This window comes from Bacillus sp. G402, assembly GCF_051172515.1.
Taxonomy (GTDB): Bacteria; Bacillota; Bacilli; order Bacillales; family Bacillaceae; genus Bacillus; species Bacillus altitudinis.
In genome coordinates, this window is record NZ_JBPIZC010000001.1 from 862385 (window position 1) to 886870 (window position 24486).

The following is a 24486-nucleotide window of genomic DNA, read 5'->3' on the forward strand; positions in this document are numbered from 1 at the left end:
ACATTTATCTTGAAAGTTCAAACACTTCATGAAGGGCATTGACAGCCGCTCTCATGTTTTCTTCGTTCACTAACACCCAAATCGTCGTATGACTGTCAGCGGACTGTAAGATCGGAATATTTTGCTCAGATAGTGCAGATACAATTTTAGATGTGACACCTGGTACACCCATAATGCCTGCTCCAACAGCTGATACCTTTGCACAGTTTGTCGTGACAATCGGCGTATAGCCCAGATCTTTTAGGATCGCCGTTGCTTTTTCAGTCATTGCACCTGTCACCGTATAGACGATTTCGCTCGGTGTAATGTTGAAGAAATCGACACTGATTTGGGCATTTGCCATTGCTTTAAAGACTTCTGTTTGTACGCTGTACTGTCCCTCTTTAGCTGGGACTTTGATTTGTGTGACATCATTGACATGTGCAATACCCGTAATCAGGCGGTCGTACACATCATGACTCATTTTATCTGAGTAGTGTGATGTCACGAGGGTGCCCTCATCATCAGAGTATGTTGAACGGACCCTCATTGGTACTTTTGCTTGCATGGCAATTTCAACAGCTCTAGGGTGAATGACTTTTGCCCCTTGGTATGCGAGGTTACAAATTTCTGTGTATGTCACGACTCTCAGTGGTTTTGCATTTTCTACGATACGGGGATCTGCTGTCATGACCCCTTCTACATCTGTAAAAATATCGATGAAATCTGCCTGCAATGCAGCGCCTAACGCAGCAGCTGACGTATCACTGCCGCCTCGTCCGATTGTTGTCACGTCTCCATTTTTTGCAGCGCCTTGGAATCCAGCAACGACAACCACGTCATGCTCTGAAAGTGCCGCCTCAAGACGTTCACACTTCATGTCAATAATTTTCGCATTTGTATGTTCTTTATCTGTCACAAAGCCTGCCTGTGATCCAGTCATCGCTACAGCCTTTAGCCCGTTTTCATTCAGCATACTTGAAAAAACAACAGCTGAAATATTTTCTCCGCAAGACACGAGTAAATCTTTTTCTCGGTTTGTCATATGCTGCGCATTGCCGTAAAGCAGACCAAGCAACGTATCTGTCGCATAAGGATCGCCTTTTCGTCCCATCGCAGACACGACAACGACCGATTTATAGCCTTTCTCTTTTGCAGATAGGATATGTGCAAGTGCCCTTTTTCTCCCTTGATCATCTTTGACAGATGTACCGCCAAATTTTTGGACAATTATTTTCACTGTTTTCACTCCAAGTTCATTCTGACGTAACAGAAGAGAGCAGGCGAAAGATGCCTAACTCTCTTCTATTCGTCCTCATCATCCATTGAATGTTAAACTAATTTTAATGCTCGTAAGCTTTCTGCAATTTGAACGGAGTTCCATGCAGCGCCTTTTAGCAGGTTATCAGATACAATCCACATATGGAAGCCATTTGGACGATCCAAATCCTTCCGAATGCGGCCGACAAATACGTCGTTTTTACCAACAGCATCTGCAGGCATTGGATAAATTTGCTGAGACGGATCATCTTGTAATGTGATGCCTGGTGCATCTTTTAGGATGGACTTGACGTCATCAACCGTTGCGTCATTTGATTCAAGTTCAACGTAAACCGATTCTGAATGACCCGTTTCAATTGGTAGTCTCACACATGTTGCCGCTACTTCCAGCTCTGGCAAGTGCATGATTTTTTTCGTTTCATTGATCATTTTCATTTCTTCAAATGTATAGCCATTGTCTTGGAATTTATCAATTTGCGGAATCGCATTAAAGGCAATTTGATAAGGCATGACTTCTGGTTTCACATCTTCTTTATTTAAAATGGCTTGCGACTGGCTGTACAGTTCATCAATGGCTTCATGTCCTGCACCTGATACTGCTTGGTAAGTAGACACAATGACTTTTTTCATGCCATACGCTTGACGAAGCGGTTCTAGCGCCGCTACCATTTGAATCGTTGAACAGTTAGGGTTTGCAATGATCCCTTGATGGTCATGCAAATCTTTTTCGTTTACCTCTGGTACGACAAGAGGGGTATTTTCGTCCATACGAAAAGCACTTGTATTATCGACAACAATTGCACCTCGTTTGACTGCTTCAGGAGCTAGCGCTTTGGAAACATTTCCTCCCGCACTGAATAGTGCAATATTGACCCCTTCAAAGCTTTCAGGTGTTGCTTCTTGAACGGTATACTCTTGACCTCTGAATGTCACTTTTGTTCCAGCAGAACGTTTTGAGGATAGTAGAGTAAGTGTATCCATTTCAAAATCTCTGTCAGCTAGTGTTTTTAACATTTGTTGACCGACAGCTCCAGTCGCTCCAACTACAGCTACATGCAATCCTCTTCCCATCAGTAAAACTCCTTCCGACCCATCCATGATTCTTTTCTTTCGGATGGCCATCCTATGACTTTTTACATTTTATTTTACCATAGAAAAGCAAGGCTTGAAGTACCTTTTTTGAATCTTTCATGATTTTCTAGTGAATCTATTATTCGTTTGATCCAATTAAAATGGGCTGAATTTGTCTATGCTCGAGCGCCTCTTCTACTGTTTTCGTCAGTAGATCCATATGCGCTACCATGGAAGTCGGTTTTTTGAATGGATCATCTTGGCCGAATGGAATAAAGAAAATGTTCTTTGTCGACATGAGTCTCATGAGATTTGTACCATTTAAACCTAATGCATCATTGGTGGAAATGCCTAAAACGACAGGGCGATGATTACGAATAGTCGCCTTAGCAGCCATTAAGACTGGACTGTCTGTCAGTGCATTTGCAAATTTCGCCATTGAATTGCCTGTTAAAGGCGCAATGACCATACAATCAAGTGGAAGTTTTGGTCCAAGCGGCTCTGCTTTGACGATTGAGTCAATCGCTTTAAATCCTGTCAGCTTCTCAATTCGCTCAATCCAGTCCGCTCCTTCTCCGAATCTCGTATTCGTATTTTGCACCGTATATGACACGACAGGACGCACTTCTGCCCCTTCTTTCACGAGTGATTCGATTTGCGGAAAAACGGCTTCGTACGTGCAGTGAGAACCTGTTAAACCAAAGCCGATTCTTTTCCCCTTTAGTGTAGTCATGATTCCATCCCCCTTTTTTCCTCCGCAAGTTCACTTAAGAGCCCAGATAGCACTTTTGCAATGATCTGCCCGGCTGTCTTTGGTGCCACAATCCCTGGAAGCCCTGGTGCAAGAAGCGCCTTCACTCCATGCTTTTGTGCAAAGTCAAAGTCTGTTCCACCTGGGCGGGAGGCGATATCCAAAATAAGTGTCTTTGGTGTCATGCTGACGATGACAGATGAATCTAATACTAAGCTTGGAATCGTATTGATGATGATGTCGACATCCGTTACTTCATCTTTTAAACGGTCCATTGAAAATGGATCAAGTCCCATCTCAAAGGCTCGCGCTAAATGGGCTGTATCCGCAGCACCAACTTTCACTTCCGCACCTAGCGCCCGAAATGTGCGGGCAATGGTGAGCCCTGTTCGACCAAGCCCGAGAACAGCGACATTTGACCCATGAATCGTATAGTCCGTTTGCTGAATAGCCATCATGATAATCCCTTCAACTGTTGGAATAGAGTTATATATGGCAATATCATCTCGCTCAAACAGCTTCACAAGCTTCCGGTTCACCTGCTTTGCCATATTGTCTAAGTACATATTAGAAATACCTGAGTACAAGGTACAATGTGCAGGGGTTCTTTTTAAATATTTAGCTTCTAGCACGACCTTCTCATTTGAAAAAACGGTGGCTACGACCCCTTCGTCTGTAGCACCTGATACCGGAAGGATCATACTATCCACTTGTTCAAATGGAAGCTCTGACATTTTCAGCTTTTCAGCACCAATAAATCCATGATCCAGCTGATCAAATCCGACCAAAAACACTTTGGCATGCTGCTGTGACAGCTTGCGAATGATTTCAAGCTGCCTAGCATCTCCCCCGATCACCGCAACCGTTAAACCGCTCAACATACTGACCGTTCACCTTCTTTATTTAAAAAAGTCTGTAATATTTTCCGAATCTCCCTTTCAGCATATGAGGAGAGGATTCAGCCTGTGAACAAATCGGGGAGAGAAAAGAAAAAGAGCACCCATTTATGATGGGTGCTCTTTTTCTCCGTGCGGCTGAAGTTCTTCAGGCACATCGAGAATGATCATATCTGATCCTATTTTTTGAATGTGATTCCACGGAACGCGGATGTCATTTCCTTGTTTTCGAAAGCCAAACCATTTGACGGAAGGTATGATGAGTGCTGTAATTTGACCGTCCTGTTCATTTATTTCAAGGTCGGTTTGTCCAAGCACGCCAAGCCGCTCCGCTCTTTTAATATCGACGATCTCTTTTCCTGACAGCTCACTCAGCCTCAAAATCGCATCACTCCCCTTCCATATCATATATGCAGCACTGAGGGGGAATAGACCGGGCCATTCTATAGGTCACGAATGAAGCCTATCTACATACCAAACTGGTATAAGTTGAGTAAAACGATTATGGTCTGACAGTATTCTCTCCACTCGATTCACCATATCTTTTACATGTCCCGGATCATGGGATAACGTCCAAACAATAGAAGAAAAGCAACTCATAGCTGTATACATGGAAAAAAGAAGCCAAAAATTACGTGTTACCTGCGTGGTGCTTAAATAGGCATCCAATTGCCCGGCTGAAAATGGAATGCTGCTTTCTCGACTAAATAAAGACAGTTTATAAAAGTCATGAATCGGATCACCCCATTCGGATTGATCAAAGTCGATCGCCCCAGCATATTGATGACGCTGTATAATGATATTCCCTAAATGAAAATCATCATGCTGGAACTGGTTTGGCCTCCCTTTTACCGCATCAGCATGTGACTGAATAAAATCTAATACGAACTGATCATGGGAAAAGGTCACTCCGCTTGATTGATAGGCATGTACATACCGTTCATGTTTCGCTAATACCTTCTTATCCCAGGGGGCTGCATAAAAAGGGGCATCGCATGTATGCATGATACTCAAGTCTCTGCCTGCCCGCCTTCCGATTTCATACTGCTCTTCTTCTGTGAGCAGATGAATAGATGCTCTAGCAATCTCTCCTTCGATAAATGGAAAAATACGAAAGGTACAGTTTTGTTCAGCACTCACTCCGACCTCCATCACTTCAGAACAAATAACGCCTCGATTTTTTAACTTCTGCTGAATGGACGCTTTCTTTTTCAAACTGGAATATTTCTGAATGTCTGATAGCTTGAGTACTAGCTTTTCACTAGGCGTTGTGACCAAAAAGGTGCGGTCTCCCGAAAATCCAGATGTCATCGGCCGGAAAGAGATGGCTTGTTTAAGAAGCGGAGATAGCTGTTTCAGTTTTTCGTGTTTCATGAACGCAGAGCCCCTTTCTTCTTGGTATACAATAAACGGCAGACCTCTTGAGAAGTCTGCCGTGTTGTTTACATTATGATGGCTGATCACCCGTTGGACTAATAAGCGAGAGAGCATAATCTTCTGTAAAGATTCTTTTCGATAAATTGTTCACGCCTTCTAATGAGACGCGATTGATTTCATCAATAATTTCATCAAGCGTACGATGTTTGCCAAGGAGTAATTCATTTTTACCATTTCGGCTCATCTTGCTGTTTGTGCTTTCAAGACTAAGCATGAGGTTGCCTTTCATTTGCTCCTTAGAGTTTTCAAGTTCTTTCTGCGTAATTCCCTCACGTTTTAAGACGTCTAATGTTTGTAAGATGGTTTCAGATAGCAGGTTCAGCTGCTTCGCTCCAGTTCCACCATAGATCGTCAGCATTCCGTTATCTGCAAATGAACTATGATAGCTGAATACAGAATACGCAAGTCCTTTATCTTCTCTTACGTCTTGGAACAACCGGCTGCTCATGCTACCGCCTAGAACATTATTTAAGACGATTAAGTCATAGATGCCCTGATCTCCAGCAGGAAGTCCGTTAAAGCCCATGCAAAGGTGCGCTTGTTCTGTTTCCTTTTTGCGTGTCAGTTTGTCATAGTGGAATTGCGGGGCTTCGACAGGCTGCTTTTTCCCCTTTCCTTCATACGAGCCAAATAATGTTTCGACCTCACGAATGAAGGTGTCATCGACGTTCCCTGCAACAGAGATGACGACGCGATCTGGCGTATAGAATTCATCCATATATTTTCGAAGGGAATCACCGTTAAAAGTAGAGAGTGTTTCCTCTGTCCCTAAAATCGGATAACCTAATGAATGATCACCGTAAATGGCTTTACTTAACAAATCATGAACGATGTCATCAGGAGTATCTTCATACATTTTAATTTCTTCATAGACCACATTTTTTTCTTTCTTCAGCTCTTCTTCGTCAAAAGCAGAGTTGAAAAACATGTCACCCAACACATCGAGGGCATACCCAGCATGTGAATCAAGTACTTTTGCATAATAGCAAGTATATTCTTTTGACGTAAAGGCATTCACTTGACCACCAATGCGGTCAAAGGATTCTGCGATATCACGTGCAGATCTCGTCTTTGTTCCTTTAAAGAACATATGCTCTAAAAAGTGTGAGATCCCATTTACTTCTGGTGTCTCATGTCTAGAACCTGTTCCAATCCAGACGCCAATTGCGACAGACCTTACAGTGGGATTGTTTTCAAGTACAATTCTTACTCCGTTTTGGCATGTATACGTTTTGACCAAGTTTTGCTCCTCCTATTCAACAAACAGATCGCATCACGGATGTCTTTTTTCACTTAGGAGGTCAGAAACCGTTCCTAATTCATATCCTCTTTCTTTGATTTGAGTAATAAGTGCGTCAAGACTTCTCGCTGTTGCGTCTGTTGGATGCATTAATATCATCGCCCCATTGTGAATTTTCCCAAGCACTCGTTTTTGTAATACAGCTGGTGATGGTTTTTGCCAGTCGATCGTGTCTACTGTCCACATAATGGTTTCCATTCCTTCTTGTTTCGCAAGCTTTACTGTTTCTTCTTTAAAGCTGCCGCTTGGAGGCGCAAACCATATCGGTTTTTTCCCAAGGGATTCTTCAATTTGGCGATTTGTTTTAATCATCTGCTCTAATGCTCGTTCTCTTGTCAGTGTGCGCATATCCGGGTGATTGTATGAATGATTTCCAATTTCATGACCATCTGCCACGATTTTTTTAGCAAGGTCTGGACTGTTTTTCACCCATTTGCCTTCTAAGAAAAAGGTTGCCTTCACTTGATGCTTTTCTAGTGTATTCAACATCTTTGTTAAATGCTCGTCGCCCCAAGCTACATTGATCAGGAATGCATTCATCTTTTTGTCTGGATGTCCCTTATAGATAGGTTCAGCACCAAGTTCATGCAAATGGACAGATGGTTTTGTTTCTTTAAAAACAAGCAGCTTTTCATCGAAAGAGCCCTGTTTTTTCATTTTTTCGTAAGAAGCATCGATATCGACTGTCTGTCCATTTAAACCAGGCATCTTTTTCCACACTTTATCAATCTTAGCATTTTGCGGCTTCTCTTCATAGTCAGAAGACTTCGATTCGATCTCTTGATATAGAATATCTTTTGAAACAGATGCTACCTCGGCGTGCTCTTTCATTGAATTCATATATGTAACAGCAGCCGGCTGCTTCATCGTTTGATATGACACGAGCAGTAAAAATACAAACACAAAGAATGGTATCGTTTTTTTCAATGGTTGTCCCTCCCCTTTACCACAAATTATGATGGGGAGAAACAAGCTAGAACTATTGTTACGCGCAAGAAAAGAAAGAAGCCTGGCACGGATACCTGGCTTCTAACACATTTTATTTGTTCTCATTAAGACTGCTTTTCTTCTTTTTCCTTTTCTTCACGTAAAACAGCTTTACGAGAAAGGTTTACACGGCCTTGTTTATCGATCTCAGTGACTTTGACGAGTAGTTCGTCACCAATCTTCACGACATCTTCTACTTTGCCAACACGTTCAAGTGCAAGCTCAGAAATATGAACAAGTCCATCTTTGCCGCTGAAGATTTCAAGGAAGGCACCGAATTTTTCAATTCGTTTCACTTTACCTAAGTAAAGTTGGCCAACTTCAACTTCTCTGACAAGATCTTCAATGATTTTCTTCGCTTTTTGGTTCATGTCTTCTTCAGTAGAAGAGATAAAGATTGTACCGTCTTGTTCAATATCAATTTTCACACCGGTATCTTCAATGATTTTATTGATTTGTTTACCGCTTGGTCCAATGACATCGCGAATTTTATCTGGATTGATTGTCATCGTTAAGATTTTTGGTGCATAACGTGACAATTCTCCTCTAGAAGCTGGAATCGTTGACAGCATGCTATCTAAAATTTCCATTCTTCCTTTTTTCGCTTGTTGAAGTGCTTCTTCTAAAATGTCTTTTGATAGACCATCGATTTTAATGTCCATTTGAAGCGCTGTTACACCTTTAGATGTACCTGCTACTTTAAAGTCCATATCTCCAAGTGCATCTTCCATTCCTTGAATGTCTGTCAGCACTGTGTAGTATTCACCAGATTTAACAAGTCCCATTGCAATCCCTGCAACTGGTGCTTTAATTGGAACACCTGCATCCATCATCGCAAGTGTGCTCGCACAAATACTTGCTTGTGAAGTAGAACCGTTTGATTCTAACACCTCAGACACAAGGCGAACCGTATAAGGGAAATCTTTTTCAGATGGAATGACTGGCTCTAATGCACGTTCGCCTAGCGCACCATGTCCAATCTCACGACGGCCTGGACCACGCATTGGGCCGGTCTCACCAACACTGAATTGTGGGAAGTTATAATGGTGCATGAATCGCTTAGACTCTTCAACACCAAGACCATCAAGAATCTGTACATCACCAAGTGCACCTAATGTACAAATACTGAGTGCCTGTGTTTGGCCTCTTGTAAACAATCCTGAACCGTGCGTTCTTGGAAGAAGTCCTACTTCTGAAGAAAGTGGACGGATTTGATCAACGCCGCGTCCATCTGGACGTACCTTCTCTTCAGTAATAAGGCGGCGAACTTCGTTTTTCACAAGCTTATTTAAGACATCCTTCGCTTGTTTAATCGTTGCTTCGTCACGCTCTTCTTCTTCAAATTTTTGAACGACAGCTTTTTTCACAGCACTGATGGCATCTTCACGAGCATGCTTCTCATGTACTTGAATCGCTTTCAGTAGATCCGCTTCAGCAAGTTGTTTTACTTCCTCTGCTAATGCTTGATCGACTTCATATAAGGGAATATCGATTTTTTCTTTACCGACAGCTTTTACAATTTCTTCTTGGAATTCGATTAAGCGTTTGATCTCTTGATGGCCGTACATGATGGCTTCAAGCATTGTTTCTTCTGGTACTTCATCAGCACCAGCTTCTACCATGTTGATTGCATCTTTTGTTCCAGCTACAACAAGGTTGATATCGCTTTGTTCAAGCTGCTCAACATTTGGGTTGATGATGAGCTTTCCATCTACTCGTCCTACTGTCACGCCAGCGATTGGTCCCTCAAATGGAATGTCAGACACACATAAAGCTAAAGATGAGCCAAACATTGCAGCCATTTCAGATGAACAATCTTGATCCACACTCATGACAATACTAATGACTTGTACTTCATTTCTAAATCCGTCTGCAAATAGTGGACGGATCGGTCTGTCAATTAAGCGGCTCGCAAGGATTGCTTTTTCACTTGGGCGGCCTTCTCTTTTAATGAAACCACCAGGAATTTTACCAACTGCATATAATCTTTCTTCGTAGTTTACAGTGAGCGGGAAAAAATCAAGTGGTTTTGGTTCTTTAGAAGCTGTTGCTGAGCTAAGCACAGCCGTATCTCCGTAGCGTACGAGAACCGCTCCGTTTGCTTGCTTTGCAAGCTGGCCAGTTTCAACTGTCAGTTGACGTCCAGCCCAGTCTATGGTGAAGACTTGTTTCTCTTGTCCCATTCTGAGATAAACTCCTCTCTTGTCGTAAAGTTTTTAGGTTATTTCTTATTATGAACAAAATGATTTTCACATATCAATGTGAAAGCTGTATGTAGAAGGGTTTTTGCCATTCTTTCAACATTTTAACCATAAAATATTAGTGATTATACGATAAAAAAGCGGGAATCCTCCCGCTTTTTACGATTATCGACGTAAGCCTAGTTTGTTAATTAACTCACGGTAACGAGTTACGTCTTTATTACGTAGATACGTAAGAAGATTACGACGTCTACCTACCATTTTCAAAAGACCGCGACGTGAGTGGTGATCTTTCTTATGAGTACGTAAATGCTCGTTCAAGTTGTTAATTGATTCTGTTAGGACAGCGATCTGAACTTCTGGAGATCCAGTATCAGATTCGTGTGTTTTGAACTCATTAATTAATTGAGTTTTACGCTCTTGAGTAATAGCCATCCTGTTTCACCTCCAAATCATGTTAGCCCCATCTACCTCGCAACCGTCGGTGAAGTCGGCCTGCCAAGTAAGTGGTTTTAAAGCTACAGGAATTATCATACTAAAAATATGCCGATTTTGCAAATGATAGAGCGGTTTTTCTGCGATTTTTTTGTTTAATGAAGATGATCTTGAAAAAACTGAATCGCTTCTTCTTTATCTTGACTAATTTGAGCCGTTAATTCTTGGATACCGTTAAATTTTTGTTCACTGCGAATCCGTTTGTACCACTGTAATTTAATCGGTTCACCATAAATTTCTTCGTTAAAATCAAAAAGGTTCACTTCAATCGCAGGCTGGTCAGGACGTTTTTCGTAAAATGTTGGTTTGTAGCCAACGTTACAAACACCGTCATACACCTTGCCTTTCACTTCCGCTCTCACTGCATATACGCCTGTTGGCGGGATGATGTATTCAGCAGACAAACCAACATTGGCGGTTGGAAAGCCAATCGTGCGTCCTCGTTTATCTCCATGAATCACAATGCCGCGCAGCTGATACGGTTTCCCTAAAAGCTCACTCACATATTCAACGTCTCCATTTTTCAATGCGGAACGTATAAGGGTCGAGCTGACTTTCCGGTCTTGGTTGGAAAGCTTAGGTACAATGGTCGCAGAAATCCGCCCTTTCCCGTATTCGTCAAACGTTTCCATTGTGCCTGCGCCAAACCGGCCGAATGTAAAATCGAAACCAGCGACTGCATGCTTCACATTCAGTTCGTCCAAATATTGATCGACAAACTCTTGAGGAGACAGTGCTGCAAAGCTTTCGCTGAATTGCACAATGTATAAGTAGTCAGCACCTAATTGTTCGATAAAATCAATCTTATCCTCAAGCGGTGTGATTAAGTCTTTTGGTTCACGTGCTTTTTGCAGAACATGTGATGGGTGCGGATGAAAAGTCATGACTGCTAGAGCTAAACCCTCTTTTTCCGCAATGTTTTTCGCTGCATCAATCACTTTTTGGTGTCCGAGGTGAACACCGTCAAAATACCCTAAAGCCATCACAGACGGGACTTGATCCTTTTGATTCAATGTATGTGGGTGTGAAATATGTATAGTCTTCACGAGATGGTCACCTTTTCTTTAAGATTGCTTGTCCTGTGATAAAATCTTCGCCGGCTTCATCAGGTTCTGTTTGGTCGGGTGCTTCATATAAATCGCCATACAACGGCCTGAAGGAGCAAAGACAGCGACACGATCTTCCTCTGCAAAATGAGCAAATTCATCAGGCATAGGTAGGACTGCACCGTTTTCCACTTTACTTGCTAATGTATCATTTATCTCCCATTTCGGCAAATGATTGAGCGCACGCTCGATCGGCACAAGATGTTCCTCAACCGTTCCTTTCTCGCTGATCTCCTGCAGCTCATCAAGAGTGATACATTCATCTAACGTAAAGTCACCAGATCCTATGCGAATGAGGTGAGACATGTGGGCTGGAAACCCAAGTTTTTTTCCGATATCGACGGCTAACGTTCTCACATATGTGCCTTTTGAACACAGTACGGTGAATCTAAAGGATACCTTTCCATTTTCAAATGTGACAGGTGTTGTCCGCTCGATGCGATGAATGGTAATTTCACGGCTTGGACGTTCAATTTCAATGCCTTGCCTTGCATATTCATAGAGCTTTTTTCCGCCAATTTTGACAGCAGAAAACATCGGAGGGATCTGTTCAATGGTTCCTTCAAATTGTTTCAACGCAGCATCAATGTCATCTTCTGACATCGGTACCGGCACCTTTTTTTCTTCTACTACTTCACCTGTTTGGTCTTCTGTCGTTGTAGAAAATCCAATGGTGATTTCCGCATCATACGTTTTCGATTTATCTGTTAAGTACTCCACAATTTTTGTAGCTCGTCCAATACAAATAGGCAGAACACCTGAAACCTCTGGATCGAGTGTCCCTGTATGTCCCACTTTTTTTGTGTGTAAAATCTTTCTCACTTTAAACACACAGTCGTGAGAGGTCATGCCTCTTTCTTTATGTAATAAAAGAACACCGTTTTGCACCTGCGTTCTCTCCTTTCATAAACGATGAAAAAGGACAGACGATCATCGCCTATCCTTATTTCAACGTCTTATTCGTGATCTTTTGTGTTTAGTTCAGCAATCAGGCTTTCAATTCGGTTACCGTAATCTACAGACTCATCGAATTCAAAGTGAAGTTCTGGTGTTTTGCGAAGTCTGATTCGATTGCCAATTTCAGAGCGGATATACCCTTTCGCCTTTGCAAGGCCTTTTAAGGTTTCCTCTCTTTTCTTCTCGTCGCCAAGAACAGAAATATAGACTTTAGCAATTTGCAAATCACCGGATACTTCAACATCCGTTACAGTCAAAAAGCCGATTCTTGGATCTTTTAGCTTTCTGCCAAGGATGTCGCCTAATTCTTTTTTCATTTGCTCACCCACACGGGTTGCTCTCATACTCATGATCTTATCACCTCTAATTAAAACCACTCAGTTTTCGTGATCGTTCGTTCAATTTCCGGAAAAGAATCAATAAAGCTTAACACACGCTGAAGTTCCTTTTCCACTTGAACCCGGGAGGAGGAAATGACGGCGATTCCGATCGAAGTACGCTGCCATGTATCCTGATAGTCCATTTCAGCAATGGTCACATTGAATTTATGGCGCGTTCTTGTCATGATACGCTGCAGAACCGCACGTTTTTCCTTCAGTGAGGATGCATCATAGATCATACACTCACACTCGGTATAACCGATCATTTTCTTTCGATTTCTTGCATAACGAATGATTCCATGACATCACCTTCACGGATATCATTGTATTTCTTAATGGTAATACCACATTCATAGCCTTGTGAAACTTCTTTCACATCGTCTTTGAATCGTTTTAATACGTCGACTTCACCTTCAAAGATGACGACGCCATCACGAATTAAGCGGATACCACTGTCTCTAGTAATGGTACCTTCAGTGACATAGCCACCAGCAATTGTACCGATTTTTGATACTTTGAACGTTTGACGAACTTCAACTTGACCGATGACTTTTTCTTCATATTCAGGGTCAAGCATCCCTTTCATCGCAGCTTCAATTTCATCGATAACTTTGTAGATGATGCGGTGTAAGCGGATATCTACGTTTTCTGTTTCAGCTGTGCTCTTCGCATTGCCATCAGGACGTACGTTAAATCCGATCACGATCGCATTAGAAGCACTTGCTAAAATGATATCAGATTCTGTAATCGCTCCAACACCCGTATGGATGATTTTCACTTTGACGCCTTCTACTTCAATTTTTTGAAGAGCTGCCGTCAGTGCTTCAGCAGAACCTTGTACGTCTGCTTTTACGATTAAGTTGATATCTTTCACATCACCTTGTTTGATTTGCTCAAATAGGTCATCGAGAGATAATTTCGCTTTGTCTGAACGCTGTTCATCAAGTTGTTTAGATGCACGCGCCTCACCGACTTGACGAGCTGTTTTTTCATCTTTGAATACGAGGAACTGATCCCCTGCATGCGGTACATCATTTAAACCAGTGATTTCAACAGGTGTAGATGGTCCTGCTGTTTTCACGCGGCGTCCGATGTCATTGACCATAGCACGTACACGGCCAAATGTATTACCGACAACGATTGGGTCACCTACTTGAAGTGTACCAGTTTGAACGAGAAGGGTTGCAACAGAACCTCTTCCTTTATCAAGCTCAGCCTCGATCACAGTTCCTTTTGCCGCACGATTTGGGTTGGCTTTTAGTTCTGCTACTTCGCTGACAAGAAGGATCATTTCGATCAATTCGTCAATGCCTTCACCTGTTTTTGCAGATAAAGGAACGAAAATGGTTTCGCCGCCCCAAGCCTCAGGTACAAGACCATGCTCAGTTAATTCCTGCATCACGCGGTCAGGGTTCGCTGTTGGTTTGTCAATTTTATTGACAGCCACAATGATTGGCACCTCTGCCGCTTTTGCGTGGTTGATCGCTTCAATCGTTTGCGGCATGACACCGTCATCTGCTGCAACGACCAAGATCGTCGTATCTGTTACTTCAGCACCGCGTGCTCGCATCGTAGTGAAAGCTGCGTGTCCTGGTGTATCAAGGAACGTGATTTTCTTACCGTTTTCTTCAATTTGGTATGCACCAATATGCTGCGTAATTCCACCCGCTTCGCCTTCAACAACTTTCGTTTTACGAATGCTGTCAAGAAGCGTTGTTTTCCCGTGGTCAACGTGTCCCATGATCGTTACGACTGGAGGGCGTACTTGCATATCTTCTTCTTTATCTTCAACTTCATACTTTTCAAGTTCAGTTTCTTCTAAAATGATGACTTCTTCTACTGGAACACCGTATTCAGAAGCAATTAATTCGACTGTATCTTTGTCGAGCTCTTGGTTGATCGTAGCCATAACACCAAGCATCATCAGTTTTTTGATGATTTCAGCAGTTTCTTTGCCAAGCTCGTCAGCAAGCTGACCGACTGTCATTGAATTTGTAAATTCAATTTTTTCAGGAAGCTCTTTTTTCGGCTTCACAGGTCTTGCTTGCTGATGCTGCGCCTTGTTGTTGCCGCCGCGTTTATTTTTGTTTTTGTTTTGGTTGTTGTTTTTTTTGTTTTTATTAAATTGATTATTCTGCACGTCATTCTTCTTTCTATCATTGTTTTTGTTAGATGATTGTTTTTTTTGTTCTGCGGGTTTCTCGTTAGCTGTCTCTTTTGCTTTGGCTTTTTTATAGATAGCGTCTAGCTTTTTCACAGTGTCGTCTTCAAGCGTCGCCATGTGGTTGTTCACTTCCACGTTCATATCCTTAAGCGCTGCTATAATATCTTTACTTGAAACATCTATGGCTTTTGCGTATTCATATACTCTCACTTTAGCCATTCGTTCACCCCCAAATAAATTAATCGAGCAAGCTTATGAGCTTCTTAGCGAAGCCTTGGTCAGTGACAGCGACAACTACGCGAGCTTCCTTCCCTATAGAACGTCCGAGAACGGAACGGTCTTCAACTTTTCTAACCGGAACATTGTAAAATTTGCATTTGTCAGATACCTTTTTCTCTGTGTTGGATGAGGCATCTGCTGCAAGAAGAACCAGCTTAGCACGCGCATGTCTAATTTCTTTGATCACCAGATCTTCTCCTGACACGACTTTACGAGCTCGATTTGCTAGACCAAGCAAAGGATACCATTCAGATTCAGTCATTCGGTTTTTTCACCTTTTCAGCTAGTTCTAGTAATTCTTCAAAAATGTGTTCGTCAATCTGTGTCTGAAATTGCTGCTGTAAACTACGTTTGTTCTTCGCCGCAAGAATGGTTTCTTTATCGAGAGAAAGGTAAGCGCCGCGCCCGTTCATTTTTCCGGTTGCGTCAACAGACACTTCCCCTTCTTTTGAACGAACAACGCGAATCAGTTCTTTCTTTGGTTTCATTTCTCCCGTCACGACGCATTTTCTAAGCGGGATTTTTTTTCGGCTTTTCACCTTTTATATCACCTCTTATTCGTCAGATTCCTCAGCTACTGGTTCAGCCTCTAAGAAAAGAGATTCAGAGTCTTCAGTTCTTGGGAAAATACCGAGTTCTCTTGCATCTGTTTCGCTTTTAATGTCAATCTTCCAGCTCGTTAATTTCGCTGCTAGACGCGCATTTTGACCTCTTTTACCAATGGCTAATGACAGCTGATAATCAGGGACAATGACAGTTGTCGCCTTATCTTCTTCATTTACAATGACATCAAGAACTTTTGATGGACTTAACGCATTGGCAACAAATTCAACAGGGTCATTCGACCAATGAACAATGTCAATTTTTTCGCCTTTCAGCTCATTGACAATTGCTTGTACACGCTGACCTTTAGGTCCAACACAAGAGCCAACTGGATCAACATCAGGATCATCTGTACGAACAGATATTTTAGAACGGTCCCCAGCTTCTCTAGCGACAGATTTAAGCTCTACAGTACCATCATAAATTTCTGGCACTTCGATTTCAAATAAACGCTTTAAAAGACCTGGGTGTGTTCTTGATACATAAATTTGTGGTCCTTTTGTTGTTTTTTCTACTTTCGTAATGAACACTTTAATGCGGTCATGTGGTTTGTAGACCTCATTTGGCATTTGTTCATTGACCGGAAGAAGGGCTTCGATTTTGCCAAGTGACACGTAAATGAATTTACTGTCAATTCGCTGAACGATTCCCGTCATGATATCTTCCTCACGATCGATAAACTCAGTGTAAATCACACCTCGCTCTGCTTCTCTCACTCGCTGCGTCACGACTTGTTTCGCTGTCTGAGCTGCAATGCGTCCGAAATCTTTTGGTGTGACTTCAATTTCAACCACGTCACCAACCATGTAATTCGGGTTCATATTTGCTGCATCATCTACAGAGATTTCAAGGCGAGAATCATACACTTCATCTACAACATCTTTTCTTGCGAATACGCGAATCGTTCCCGTTTCACGGTTTAAATCAACACGCACATTTTGTGCTTGGTTAAAATTACGCTTGTATGCAGAAATGAGTGCAGCTTCTATCGCTTCAATAATAATTTCTTTACTAATGCCCTTCTCTTTCTCAAGAACAGTCAGGGCATCTAACAACTCACTACTCATTTTTATGGTTCCCCCTTATATCAATGAAAAGGTTAATTGAACGAAACTGCTAATCTTGCGTTAGCAATTTTTTCGTATGGAATATTGATCTCTTTCTTTCTTGTCTTGATCTTCACTGTCACTGTTGCAATCTCACCATCAAAGCTTGTAAGCTCACCTTCAAATGCCTTTTCACCATCAATTGGTTCGTATGTTTTCATGAAAACATTTTTTCCAAGTGCTTTTTCAAAATCAGCTTTTTTCTTTAATGGGCGCTCCGCTCCAGGAGAGGACACTTCAAGAAAGTAGTTTTGGCTAATTGGATCTGCCTCATCAAGCTTTTCGCTCAAGGCTTCGCTCACTTTGGCACACTCCTCGATATCGACGCCTTTGTCAGAGTCAATAAATACGCGAAGGAACCAGTTTTGACCCTCTTTGACAAATTCAACATCAACGAGTTCAAGCTGTAAGCCATCTAAAATTGGCTGCACCATGTCGCTTACGATATCCACTACTTTTTTGCTCATTCTCTTCCTCCTTGTGCTTTCGATAAACGCTCTTATCAATCATTCTGCATAAAAACCCTGCTTTATTGTGAGCAGGGGGAGCAGAAAACGGATGAATAATGTCGAGACAAAAATTGCCTGTTCAATACAAAAGAGCGGGTTTCCCCACTCTTGTCTCGGTAATCGTTAGCATTTCCATAAAAACTATACCATATCCAATTTTTTTATGCAAATGAAGTTCCTTATAAACAGGCATTCTTCATCAGTTCTTTTCATTCATTCTTTTGGCGTGTTCACGAATGATTTCTGCCTCCCGGCTCTCCTTTAAAACTCGAAAACCGTCATAATCCGGGTAGAGGGAATCATCGTCTTGAATGCTTGTTAAAATCCAAAATTGGCTACCTGCGCCTCCGAGCTGTTCAATTGTCTTCAGCCAGCTATCATATACATCAGGACGGGCTGCTTGATTTTGATAGCCAAACTCTTCTAATACAACAGGTTTTCCGATTGCGTTTCCTCGGGTGATATGATCTTTGATCCATTTCACTCCCCATGCAGCAGACTTATTCCAGTGATCTGGGTATAAATGATAGGTTCCATAATCAATATGAGGGAGAGCAGTCAAACGATCCCAATCAACACCTTCTCCTCCACTGTAAAACCAATCATCATGACCTGTCATGCGAAAGAACCCTTCGTCTCCTACAGCAACAAGGTGATTCGAGTCGATTGATTTGATCCATGCACTCATTTCATCTGCCCAGTTTACTAGTATATCTCCCGAAGGGTCTGACTGAGCGCGCGGCTCATTGGCGAGCTCCCATGTCATAATAGCAGGATCATCTTTATATTGAACACCTGAGTACGTATTGGTTCTCTCTAATACATAGCGCACATAGTTTTTGTAAGCTGTTTTAATCCGAGGATCTGTATAAAAGTGATCATGTGATCCTGCCTGAAACCACTTCACATATTGATTCATCCCGCCAAAGTCATCCCAATTGTTCACGAGTGGGATGACCAGCTTGATTCCTTCCTGCCCTGCTTTATAAATCGCATAGTCTAGTTTTTGAAAACCGGATTCTTCATAAACACCTGGACGAGATTGTAAGACTGAGTTTTCTTGAGGGGTACCATCGTGAAATCCCCAAATACGAATAACCTTTAAATCCATTGCCTTCATATCGTCAAAAACAGCATCTACCATCTTTTTTGATTTGTAATGGAAATAATAATTATTTGTGCCAGCAAAGTAAAATGGGTGGTTGTTCAATACAAAATGTGTACCAGATGTTTGCACATAGGAGGAGGCCTTTACGGTCAGAGTGAACCAACCCGCCCATAAAGTGATCAGCAGCATAAAACAAGCCACCCGTTGAACCCATTTTTTCATTCCATTCTCCTCACAATCTCTTATTCTACTGGTACGATGATATCTAGTTGAAGCGGTGTTTGTTTAGTTGAATCAAGTTCAATCGTCTGCTGCTGCAACATTTTACTTACTTCACCAATTCGAACCTCATACGTCCCGTGAAACGCTGGACATGTCACTTGGCCATTCCCATCTGTTTTTTCCACTCTTTGTGTCGTCCATTCCTGTAGTAGCTTTTCATAACGCCTGCCTGCTTCATTTAACGACCAATCATGATTCACGATGGCTGCGTGCTCACCTCTCCAATGAGCACCCGCCCAAAATCCCCACATCAGCACACCTTTTACAGCTGGATGACTAAAGGCTACCCGATATAAAGCTTCTAAGTTATCCGCTCGTCTATTGGCATCCGGATGAACAGAGTCATACTCTGTCACCCATATCGGTAGACCAAGCTCAGCAAGCGCATCTAGTCTTTGTTTTACAACGACTGGATCCACTCGATCTGCAAAGTGACCTTGAACTCCAATAGCCTCAACTGGTGCCCCCAACTGACGAAGTTCATTGATATGTGCTTTATATGCATGATGTTCGCCGTATGAGATTACATTATAATCATTGACAAACAGCAAGGCTTGAGGGTCAATTTTTTTCGTTTCTTCATACATCCATTTCCAAATCTGTTTCCCAAACCGGTCTTTAAAAAATGAACCATGCATCATTTCGTTGTTTACATCCCAATGACGGAATTTCCCTTTGAAATGATTGCCTGCATGCTCAAGCCGCCTTTTCATGGCTTCATATACTTCATGATTCGTTAATGATTTCAGCCAGTTTGGATTGGCATCCTCTACCTCCCAAAATAAGGCGTGCCCCCTCACTGGAATTTGGTGTCTATTGGCAAAATTCAGCATGGCATCTGCTTTTTCGTAGGTTATTTTCCCTCGTTCAGGCTCATTTGCATACCATTTTGCCTCATTTTCAAACACAGCCCAATTAAAATGTTGAACAAAAAAATCAGCATACGTTTGATTGAATAGTACTTGGTCATTCATTGCTGAACCAAATGCAAATTCATGTCTGATTTGTTTTATTTCAACCTCTATTCCGGCTAAGGGTTTTTTTTCTTTATCGATGACGTTTATGACAAGCTCTCTTTGTCTATGTTGTAAGATTCGATCATTTGCTTCTTTTCTCCAGCTTTGATTTTCTTGTTCCTGTGATCCGTCATTCGATGAATGATTCATAAATTCTTTCTTTTTAACCATAATGACATCACCTTTGCTTTCACTTCATTTATCTTATGAGGAGACCGCCGACTAAAGAAGCCGGCAGCTGCACTAAGTTCTATTCGTTTATGAGACGATGGTATTCTGCATAAGCCGTAGCCATATCAACTTGCGACCAGAAACGGTGATAGGTGAAACTTGGCGCTCCGTTTTCCCATTTGCCTGTTGCTTCATTAAAAGATGCTTGATATTTACTCTCCAGTGCTGACCAAGCTGGGTCTTGCTTGATTTTCGGACGAAGATCTGCAAAGCTCGTATACACTCCGTTACCTCCTCGCTGCGGGTCAGAAGGAGTGGTGCTGGAACCAGGGATCTGATTTCCTTGACCAAATGTTCCGTTCCAGCCATTAGGGAAGTACACTTCTTTTTTAAAGAAACGGTGGTAGTCTTCTCTGTCTTCCTCTGTCACAATCCCTACACCATCATTGTAATTCCAAGCAACCTCAAGGAGCTGTGCCGCTGTCTCTTTTGCTCTTATGCCAAGCGCTGTGTAGTTTCCTGTCTCTTTCTGTGTTGCAGCAGCAAAGAATGTGAGTGCTTTGATGAGACTGCCCAGTACACCAGTATCTTGAGTAGGATCTTTTGTAACTGCCGTTAAATTTGGATTACCTGTTGCAGATTGGAACCCGCTCCAAGTGTCAGGCTGGCCGCTCCATTCTATATTCCCAGGAATCCAAAACTCTCCAGGTGCACTCGTCGTAGCAACAGCAACATTTGTCCCCCCTAGAATTCTTTGACCCTGACCATCTAAAAAATATCCATCTTGATCCGACACAGGACGAGTGCCAATAAAAATATAATCTAGTGAATAGTTGACCCATTTTGTGATGACAGATTTGGCCATTTGGAAATTTTCGGATGTTTTGTCGCCATCTTTTGCAAAGATATAATAAAGCTCTGCTACACGCTCAATCGGCCATGCTTGCATTCCAAACCAGTTATTGGACGGAGGATCATGGTAAACAGGCGCATCTTCATAAGCCATATCATAAAATGTGCTTCTTCCTGCTGGATAAGCGCTATAGTCTCCATTCCAGCTGTTGGTAGCACCTCCTGCAATCGCTCCCTCTTTTGATTGAAGCCAGACGTAAAATTCAAGCTGTCTCTTTAACGTCTTTTCCCAATCACTTGCACCAGTCGGTGACGATGGCTTTAAGCCTCCCTTATCTGAGGATAAAGCGTAGGCAGCGACTGGGTTTTGATACCCTTGATGACAATGGCTCGCTCCGATACGCCATGACCAATTCGCATATTCTCCAAGTCCCCCGCCCCAAGAGGTATACCATGCCATTAAGTGATGACATGCACTTTTTCCATTTCCAGGATACGGATTACCTTGCTTGCCGCTTCCAATTGTTTGAAAATATTTATCGTACATTCCGTAACGAAGGAAATCCCCCATCTTTTTCGCTTTATCAAGATAGGCTGACCCGTTATAGCCAAGTTCCTTTGCCCAATACATTGCCTGTATCGCACGTGCATCAGCGTCCGTCGCATTTGTGTAGCGCCACTGGGCGGCTGGCGCTTGATTTTCTTTTGTGAACAAGCTCATGAAACCTTCATTGGGCTTTCCGGCCGTTTTATCATCTTGTGATGGATGAGGGATGGCCTCCCATACGGATTCTTGCGGACCCCGCTGGAATGTGTTTACATATGCGGCTGTATGTGATGGGTTGAGCAAATTCCCATATTCATACCAGTTGTCTACATCAAGAAGCCAGTGCATTAAATACGTTTCATTCGTTCCGTAAGTTGACCTCAGTTCATGATCAATTGGATCTTGACCAGCAGGACGAGCACCCGTCAACTGGCTCGGATATTGATCTGGATATGGTTTTTCTGAAGCGTATGTGGCTGGGCTAGATGGATTGTAAGAGCTCATATGCGGCTGTTCGTCATGTCCATCTTCGTTTACTGGAATGATAAACTTCTCCATATTATCCCAAGCCGCTTCTAGTTTGCTCCAATCGCCTGTGTAGTGACCATACAATGCTTCAAGCCATAACCAATAGCTGTAAGCTTCTGAAGTGGTCATATGCCCGTAATCAGGTGCCTCACAAATGAGTGTCTCAACGGAATGATACGGAATGCCTTCTTTTGAAAAATATCCATTCGCATCGTTTTTCATTTGATGATAAAGTGTTAAAAACCGTTCTTTATTTGTCATGTCCTCACCCTTTATATTTATTTATTCGGAAGCGTACCAAATACTAAATCACCTTGATCAAAAACAGGAATTCTCGCTGTTTTCTGCATATTGGATGTTAATCCTTGAAAGGAATAATCATTTGAGGCATCCCATATATTCGCACCATTTGGCGCAGATAACCGGAACTGTATTTCCTTCTTATGAAGCGATTCGCCTCCTGGAAAAATAGCTATGCCAGTAAAATCGATTTCTGTAAAATAGATATGGGATGATGCGTCATACACCGTTAACGGAGATAAGGAAGCGCCTTCATTGTAGACAGCTGTCACTTGAATATCTTTATCAGTGAATCCCTTCGCAAATATCTCGCTTAGATTGACATAATATCTAAAAGAAAGTGATTGACTACTTCTTGCCGGCCAGCCTGATCGATTGTATAGAATGGCTTTGATCTGAGTAAATGTTGTATCGTTACTCATGACAGCTGCCTCTACAAAAAACTCATCTTCCACTTTTTCTTTAGGCGGAAAATTCGGCAGCTTTGACTGCCCCTGACCAAACAGCTGCACCATTTTGGCTACATTTCCAGTAAAGGCGGCATTATAGTCTGTTGCTACCTCGTTTGATACATAGTCAGAGATGTCATCGGTATACTGATCCTGCGCATTAGGCCCCCCAACAAGCGCTCCATAAAGCGTGTGCCGATGAGAAGAAGGAGTTGTCAGCTGATTAGACCATGAGCCATGTGCAGTTCGATGGTGTGGATGCATCGGCGGATTTTTGCCAAACCCAACGACATAGCTTCTATTTTGCGGATTATCCCCTAACATATAGTGTGTTTGCCTGATCGCAAACGTTTGGTATCGATTCTTTTTTTCTTGATCAGAGACCCAATCTGCGTACACAAACGCTAAAAATGCAGCATTTGCTGTATAACGAAGTGACCCCCATTGATCTAACCACGCTAGTCCGCCAGGCGTATAAGTGATTCTTTCTACTTTTCCATTTTGAACAAAACCCGTCGACCAGTAATCGAGGTTACGCTCTGTCGATTCGATAAACCTTTTCTCCTTTGTGATTCTCGCAAGTAAAATTTGCGAAGCAAAAAAGGTATTGTCCCACGACATCGTAAACGTATAGTCCCAATCCTTCGGCCATTCTTCTACTGCTTTTAGTGCTTTGTTTAAATAGGTCTGGTCATGTGTCGCCAAGTACAGCCATATTCCACCCCAAATGAGCTCATCAATATAGCCGCTCCAGGAGTTATAAAATGGCTGCGCATTGGTGACACAATCTGTATACTCACCGCGATATTGGTCAGCAAATGCATAAAGCTGCTTTGCATGGGTGAGAAGTTTTGCTGCATATGGCGCGTCTGTTTCTTTAAAAATAATTGAACCTGCTGCTAAAGCGGCTGCGGTTTGGGCGGCTACTTCTGTTCCTGGACAATGTTCATCAATTTTAAATGCCGGCCGGTTCATCGGCATCACTTCTGCTGGACCCCACCAGCCATGATCCGCATTCCCATCGCCTACTTGTGCCCAAAATTCATTTGGACCTGTATGGGCTTTCAAAAAATAATCGGTTGCCCACTTGATTTGATCTAACATATCATCAAGCAGCTCTGCCTCTTCGTAAGCTTCTCGGTACTCATAGACTGTCCATGCAAGCACGGCTGCAGAGTAAGCCATCGGAAGCCCGAACTTCACATGATCACCAGCATCGTACCAGCCGCCTGTTAAATCATGACCAACATCTTTCCCATCCTCTAGTCCAGAATCCCCTCGCCAATTAAGACGATTGCTTTCAGGAAGCTTTCCGGAACGCTGGGCTTCGTAAAACAAAATGGATTTTTGAAGCACCTCTACATAGTTGTAATCTGACATGTACCTACCTCTCACCCCTTCTTGTTTCTTAAACGTGAAACATTGAACAAAAAATGACCACCTCCTTGTCATTCCGTACGTGTTTTGTACAGTGTTGAAAAGAATCAAGCGTGTTTCAAAAATGTGCATAGTAAACAGCCATCAGCTTGACGCTCACCGAGGGTTTTCTCCTGATTCTTCATGTGACTGTACCCAAAATGATCATATGTCGTATGAGAACATTTCAGACGGCTAAATTCTCTTTTTTGCTCTATTTGGGTAGAAAGAATGACATACAATCTCTTCTCTCAAAACACGACGTTAAATCAAGATATATGAACCAACAAGAAAATAATTCCAGTTAAAATATTT

The 24486-nt window shown here is 42.3% G+C and carries 23 protein-coding genes; all 23 read right to left on the bottom strand.

What is annotated here, in order from left to right; translation table 11 throughout:
- Nucleotides 1-4: 4 nt before the first annotated feature.
- Nucleotides 5-1219, bottom strand: coding sequence for an aspartate kinase (gene dapG / locus ACSBQP_RS04570; protein ID WP_019744173.1), 1215 nt, complete (start codon nucleotides 1217-1219; stop codon nucleotides 5-7).
- 92 nt (nucleotides 1220-1311) lie between these two features.
- The gene (gene asd, locus ACSBQP_RS04575; RefSeq protein ID WP_017359063.1) at nucleotides 1312-2331 is read right to left on the bottom strand and encodes an aspartate-semialdehyde dehydrogenase; all 1020 of its coding nucleotides are present in this window, start codon (nucleotides 2329-2331) and stop codon (nucleotides 1312-1314) included.
- A 139-nt stretch (nucleotides 2332-2470) separates the two neighbouring features.
- Nucleotides 2471-3064 (bottom strand): dipicolinate synthase subunit B, encoded by a 594-nt coding sequence (dpaB, locus tag ACSBQP_RS04580; RefSeq protein WP_217815764.1) that lies wholly within the window; start codon nucleotides 3062-3064, stop codon nucleotides 2471-2473.
- Complete coding sequence (gene dpaA, locus ACSBQP_RS04585; protein ID WP_217815763.1) at nucleotides 3061-3963, bottom strand: dipicolinic acid synthetase subunit A; 903 nt, start codon at nucleotides 3961-3963, stop codon at nucleotides 3061-3063. Before dpaA ends, dpaB begins: the two co-directional genes overlap by 4 nt.
- A 123-nt stretch (nucleotides 3964-4086) precedes the next feature.
- Nucleotides 4087-4359 carry a YlmC/YmxH family sporulation protein gene (locus tag ACSBQP_RS04590; protein ID WP_008344726.1) on the bottom strand — a complete coding sequence of 91 codons (273 nt, stop codon included), beginning with the start codon at nucleotides 4357-4359 and terminating at the stop codon, nucleotides 4087-4089.
- 69 nt (nucleotides 4360-4428) lie between these two features.
- Nucleotides 4429-5352 (bottom strand): aminoglycoside phosphotransferase family protein, encoded by a 924-nt coding sequence (locus ACSBQP_RS04595; protein ID WP_435028224.1) that lies wholly within the window; start codon nucleotides 5350-5352, stop codon nucleotides 4429-4431.
- Between the two features lie 73 nt (nucleotides 5353-5425).
- The gene (locus tag ACSBQP_RS04600; RefSeq protein WP_435028225.1) at nucleotides 5426-6655 is read right to left on the bottom strand and encodes a M16 family metallopeptidase; all 1230 of its coding nucleotides are present in this window, start codon (nucleotides 6653-6655) and stop codon (nucleotides 5426-5428) included.
- Nucleotides 6656-6688: 33 nt separating this feature from the next.
- Nucleotides 6689-7642: a polysaccharide deacetylase family protein gene (locus ACSBQP_RS04605; RefSeq protein ID WP_017359068.1), complete on the bottom strand. Its 954-nt coding sequence runs from the start codon at nucleotides 7640-7642 to the stop codon at nucleotides 6689-6691.
- Nucleotides 7643-7767: 125 nt separating this feature from the next.
- Complete coding sequence (gene pnp, locus ACSBQP_RS04610; protein ID WP_007499522.1) at nucleotides 7768-9885, bottom strand: polyribonucleotide nucleotidyltransferase; 2118 nt, start codon at nucleotides 9883-9885, stop codon at nucleotides 7768-7770.
- Nucleotides 9886-10068: 183 nt separating this feature from the next.
- Nucleotides 10069-10338: a 30S ribosomal protein S15 gene (rpsO, locus tag ACSBQP_RS04615; protein WP_008354438.1), complete on the bottom strand. Its 270-nt coding sequence runs from the start codon at nucleotides 10336-10338 to the stop codon at nucleotides 10069-10071.
- A 155-nt stretch (nucleotides 10339-10493) separates the two neighbouring features.
- On the bottom strand, nucleotides 10494-11444 hold the full coding sequence (ribF, locus tag ACSBQP_RS04620) for a bifunctional riboflavin kinase/FAD synthetase (RefSeq protein WP_048001557.1): 951 nt from the start codon (nucleotides 11442-11444) through the stop codon (nucleotides 10494-10496).
- A gap of 18 nt (nucleotides 11445-11462) precedes the next feature.
- Nucleotides 11463-12392 (bottom strand): tRNA pseudouridine(55) synthase TruB, encoded by a 930-nt coding sequence (gene truB / locus ACSBQP_RS04625; protein WP_017367262.1) that lies wholly within the window; start codon nucleotides 12390-12392, stop codon nucleotides 11463-11465.
- A 68-nt stretch (nucleotides 12393-12460) separates the two neighbouring features.
- Complete coding sequence (gene rbfA / locus ACSBQP_RS04630; protein ID WP_007499525.1) at nucleotides 12461-12811, bottom strand: 30S ribosome-binding factor RbfA; 351 nt, start codon at nucleotides 12809-12811, stop codon at nucleotides 12461-12463.
- Nucleotides 12812-12828: 17 nt separating this feature from the next.
- Nucleotides 12829-13107: a DUF503 domain-containing protein gene (locus tag ACSBQP_RS04635; protein WP_017359071.1), complete on the bottom strand. Its 279-nt coding sequence runs from the start codon at nucleotides 13105-13107 to the stop codon at nucleotides 12829-12831.
- Nucleotides 13104-15224: a translation initiation factor IF-2 gene (gene infB, locus ACSBQP_RS04640; protein WP_007499526.1), complete on the bottom strand. Its 2121-nt coding sequence runs from the start codon at nucleotides 15222-15224 to the stop codon at nucleotides 13104-13106. The genes ACSBQP_RS04635 and infB overlap by 4 nt, the downstream gene beginning before the upstream one ends.
- A 19-nt stretch (nucleotides 15225-15243) precedes the next feature.
- Nucleotides 15244-15546: a YlxQ family RNA-binding protein gene (locus tag ACSBQP_RS04645; RefSeq protein WP_007499528.1), complete on the bottom strand. Its 303-nt coding sequence runs from the start codon at nucleotides 15544-15546 to the stop codon at nucleotides 15244-15246.
- Nucleotides 15539-15823 (bottom strand): RNase P modulator RnpM, encoded by a 285-nt coding sequence (rnpM, locus tag ACSBQP_RS04650; RefSeq protein WP_008344742.1) that lies wholly within the window; start codon nucleotides 15821-15823, stop codon nucleotides 15539-15541. Before rnpM ends, ACSBQP_RS04645 begins: the two co-directional genes overlap by 8 nt.
- A 15-nt stretch (nucleotides 15824-15838) precedes the next feature.
- Nucleotides 15839-16954: a transcription termination factor NusA gene (nusA, locus tag ACSBQP_RS04655; protein WP_048002818.1), complete on the bottom strand. Its 1116-nt coding sequence runs from the start codon at nucleotides 16952-16954 to the stop codon at nucleotides 15839-15841.
- Between the two features lie 32 nt (nucleotides 16955-16986).
- Entirely contained in the window at nucleotides 16987-17460 is a 474-nt protein-coding gene (gene rimP, locus ACSBQP_RS04660; protein ID WP_008344744.1) for a ribosome maturation factor RimP, read from the bottom strand.
- 241 nt (nucleotides 17461-17701) lie between these two features.
- Nucleotides 17702-18832: a glycoside hydrolase 5 family protein gene (locus ACSBQP_RS04665; protein ID WP_048002819.1), complete on the bottom strand. Its 1131-nt coding sequence runs from the start codon at nucleotides 18830-18832 to the stop codon at nucleotides 17702-17704.
- 20 nt (nucleotides 18833-18852) lie between these two features.
- Complete coding sequence (locus ACSBQP_RS04670) at nucleotides 18853-20079, bottom strand: endo-1,4-beta-xylanase (RefSeq protein WP_435028226.1); 1227 nt, start codon at nucleotides 20077-20079, stop codon at nucleotides 18853-18855.
- Nucleotides 20080-20158: 79 nt separating this feature from the next.
- The gene (locus ACSBQP_RS04675) at nucleotides 20159-22267 is read right to left on the bottom strand and encodes a glycoside hydrolase family 48 protein (protein ID WP_052320339.1); all 2109 of its coding nucleotides are present in this window, start codon (nucleotides 22265-22267) and stop codon (nucleotides 20159-20161) included.
- A gap of 17 nt (nucleotides 22268-22284) precedes the next feature.
- A complete protein-coding gene (locus ACSBQP_RS04680; RefSeq protein WP_048001562.1) occupies nucleotides 22285-24135 on the bottom strand; it encodes a glycoside hydrolase family 9 protein in 1851 nt (616 codons plus the stop codon).
- Nucleotides 24136-24486: the final 351 nt, after the last annotated feature.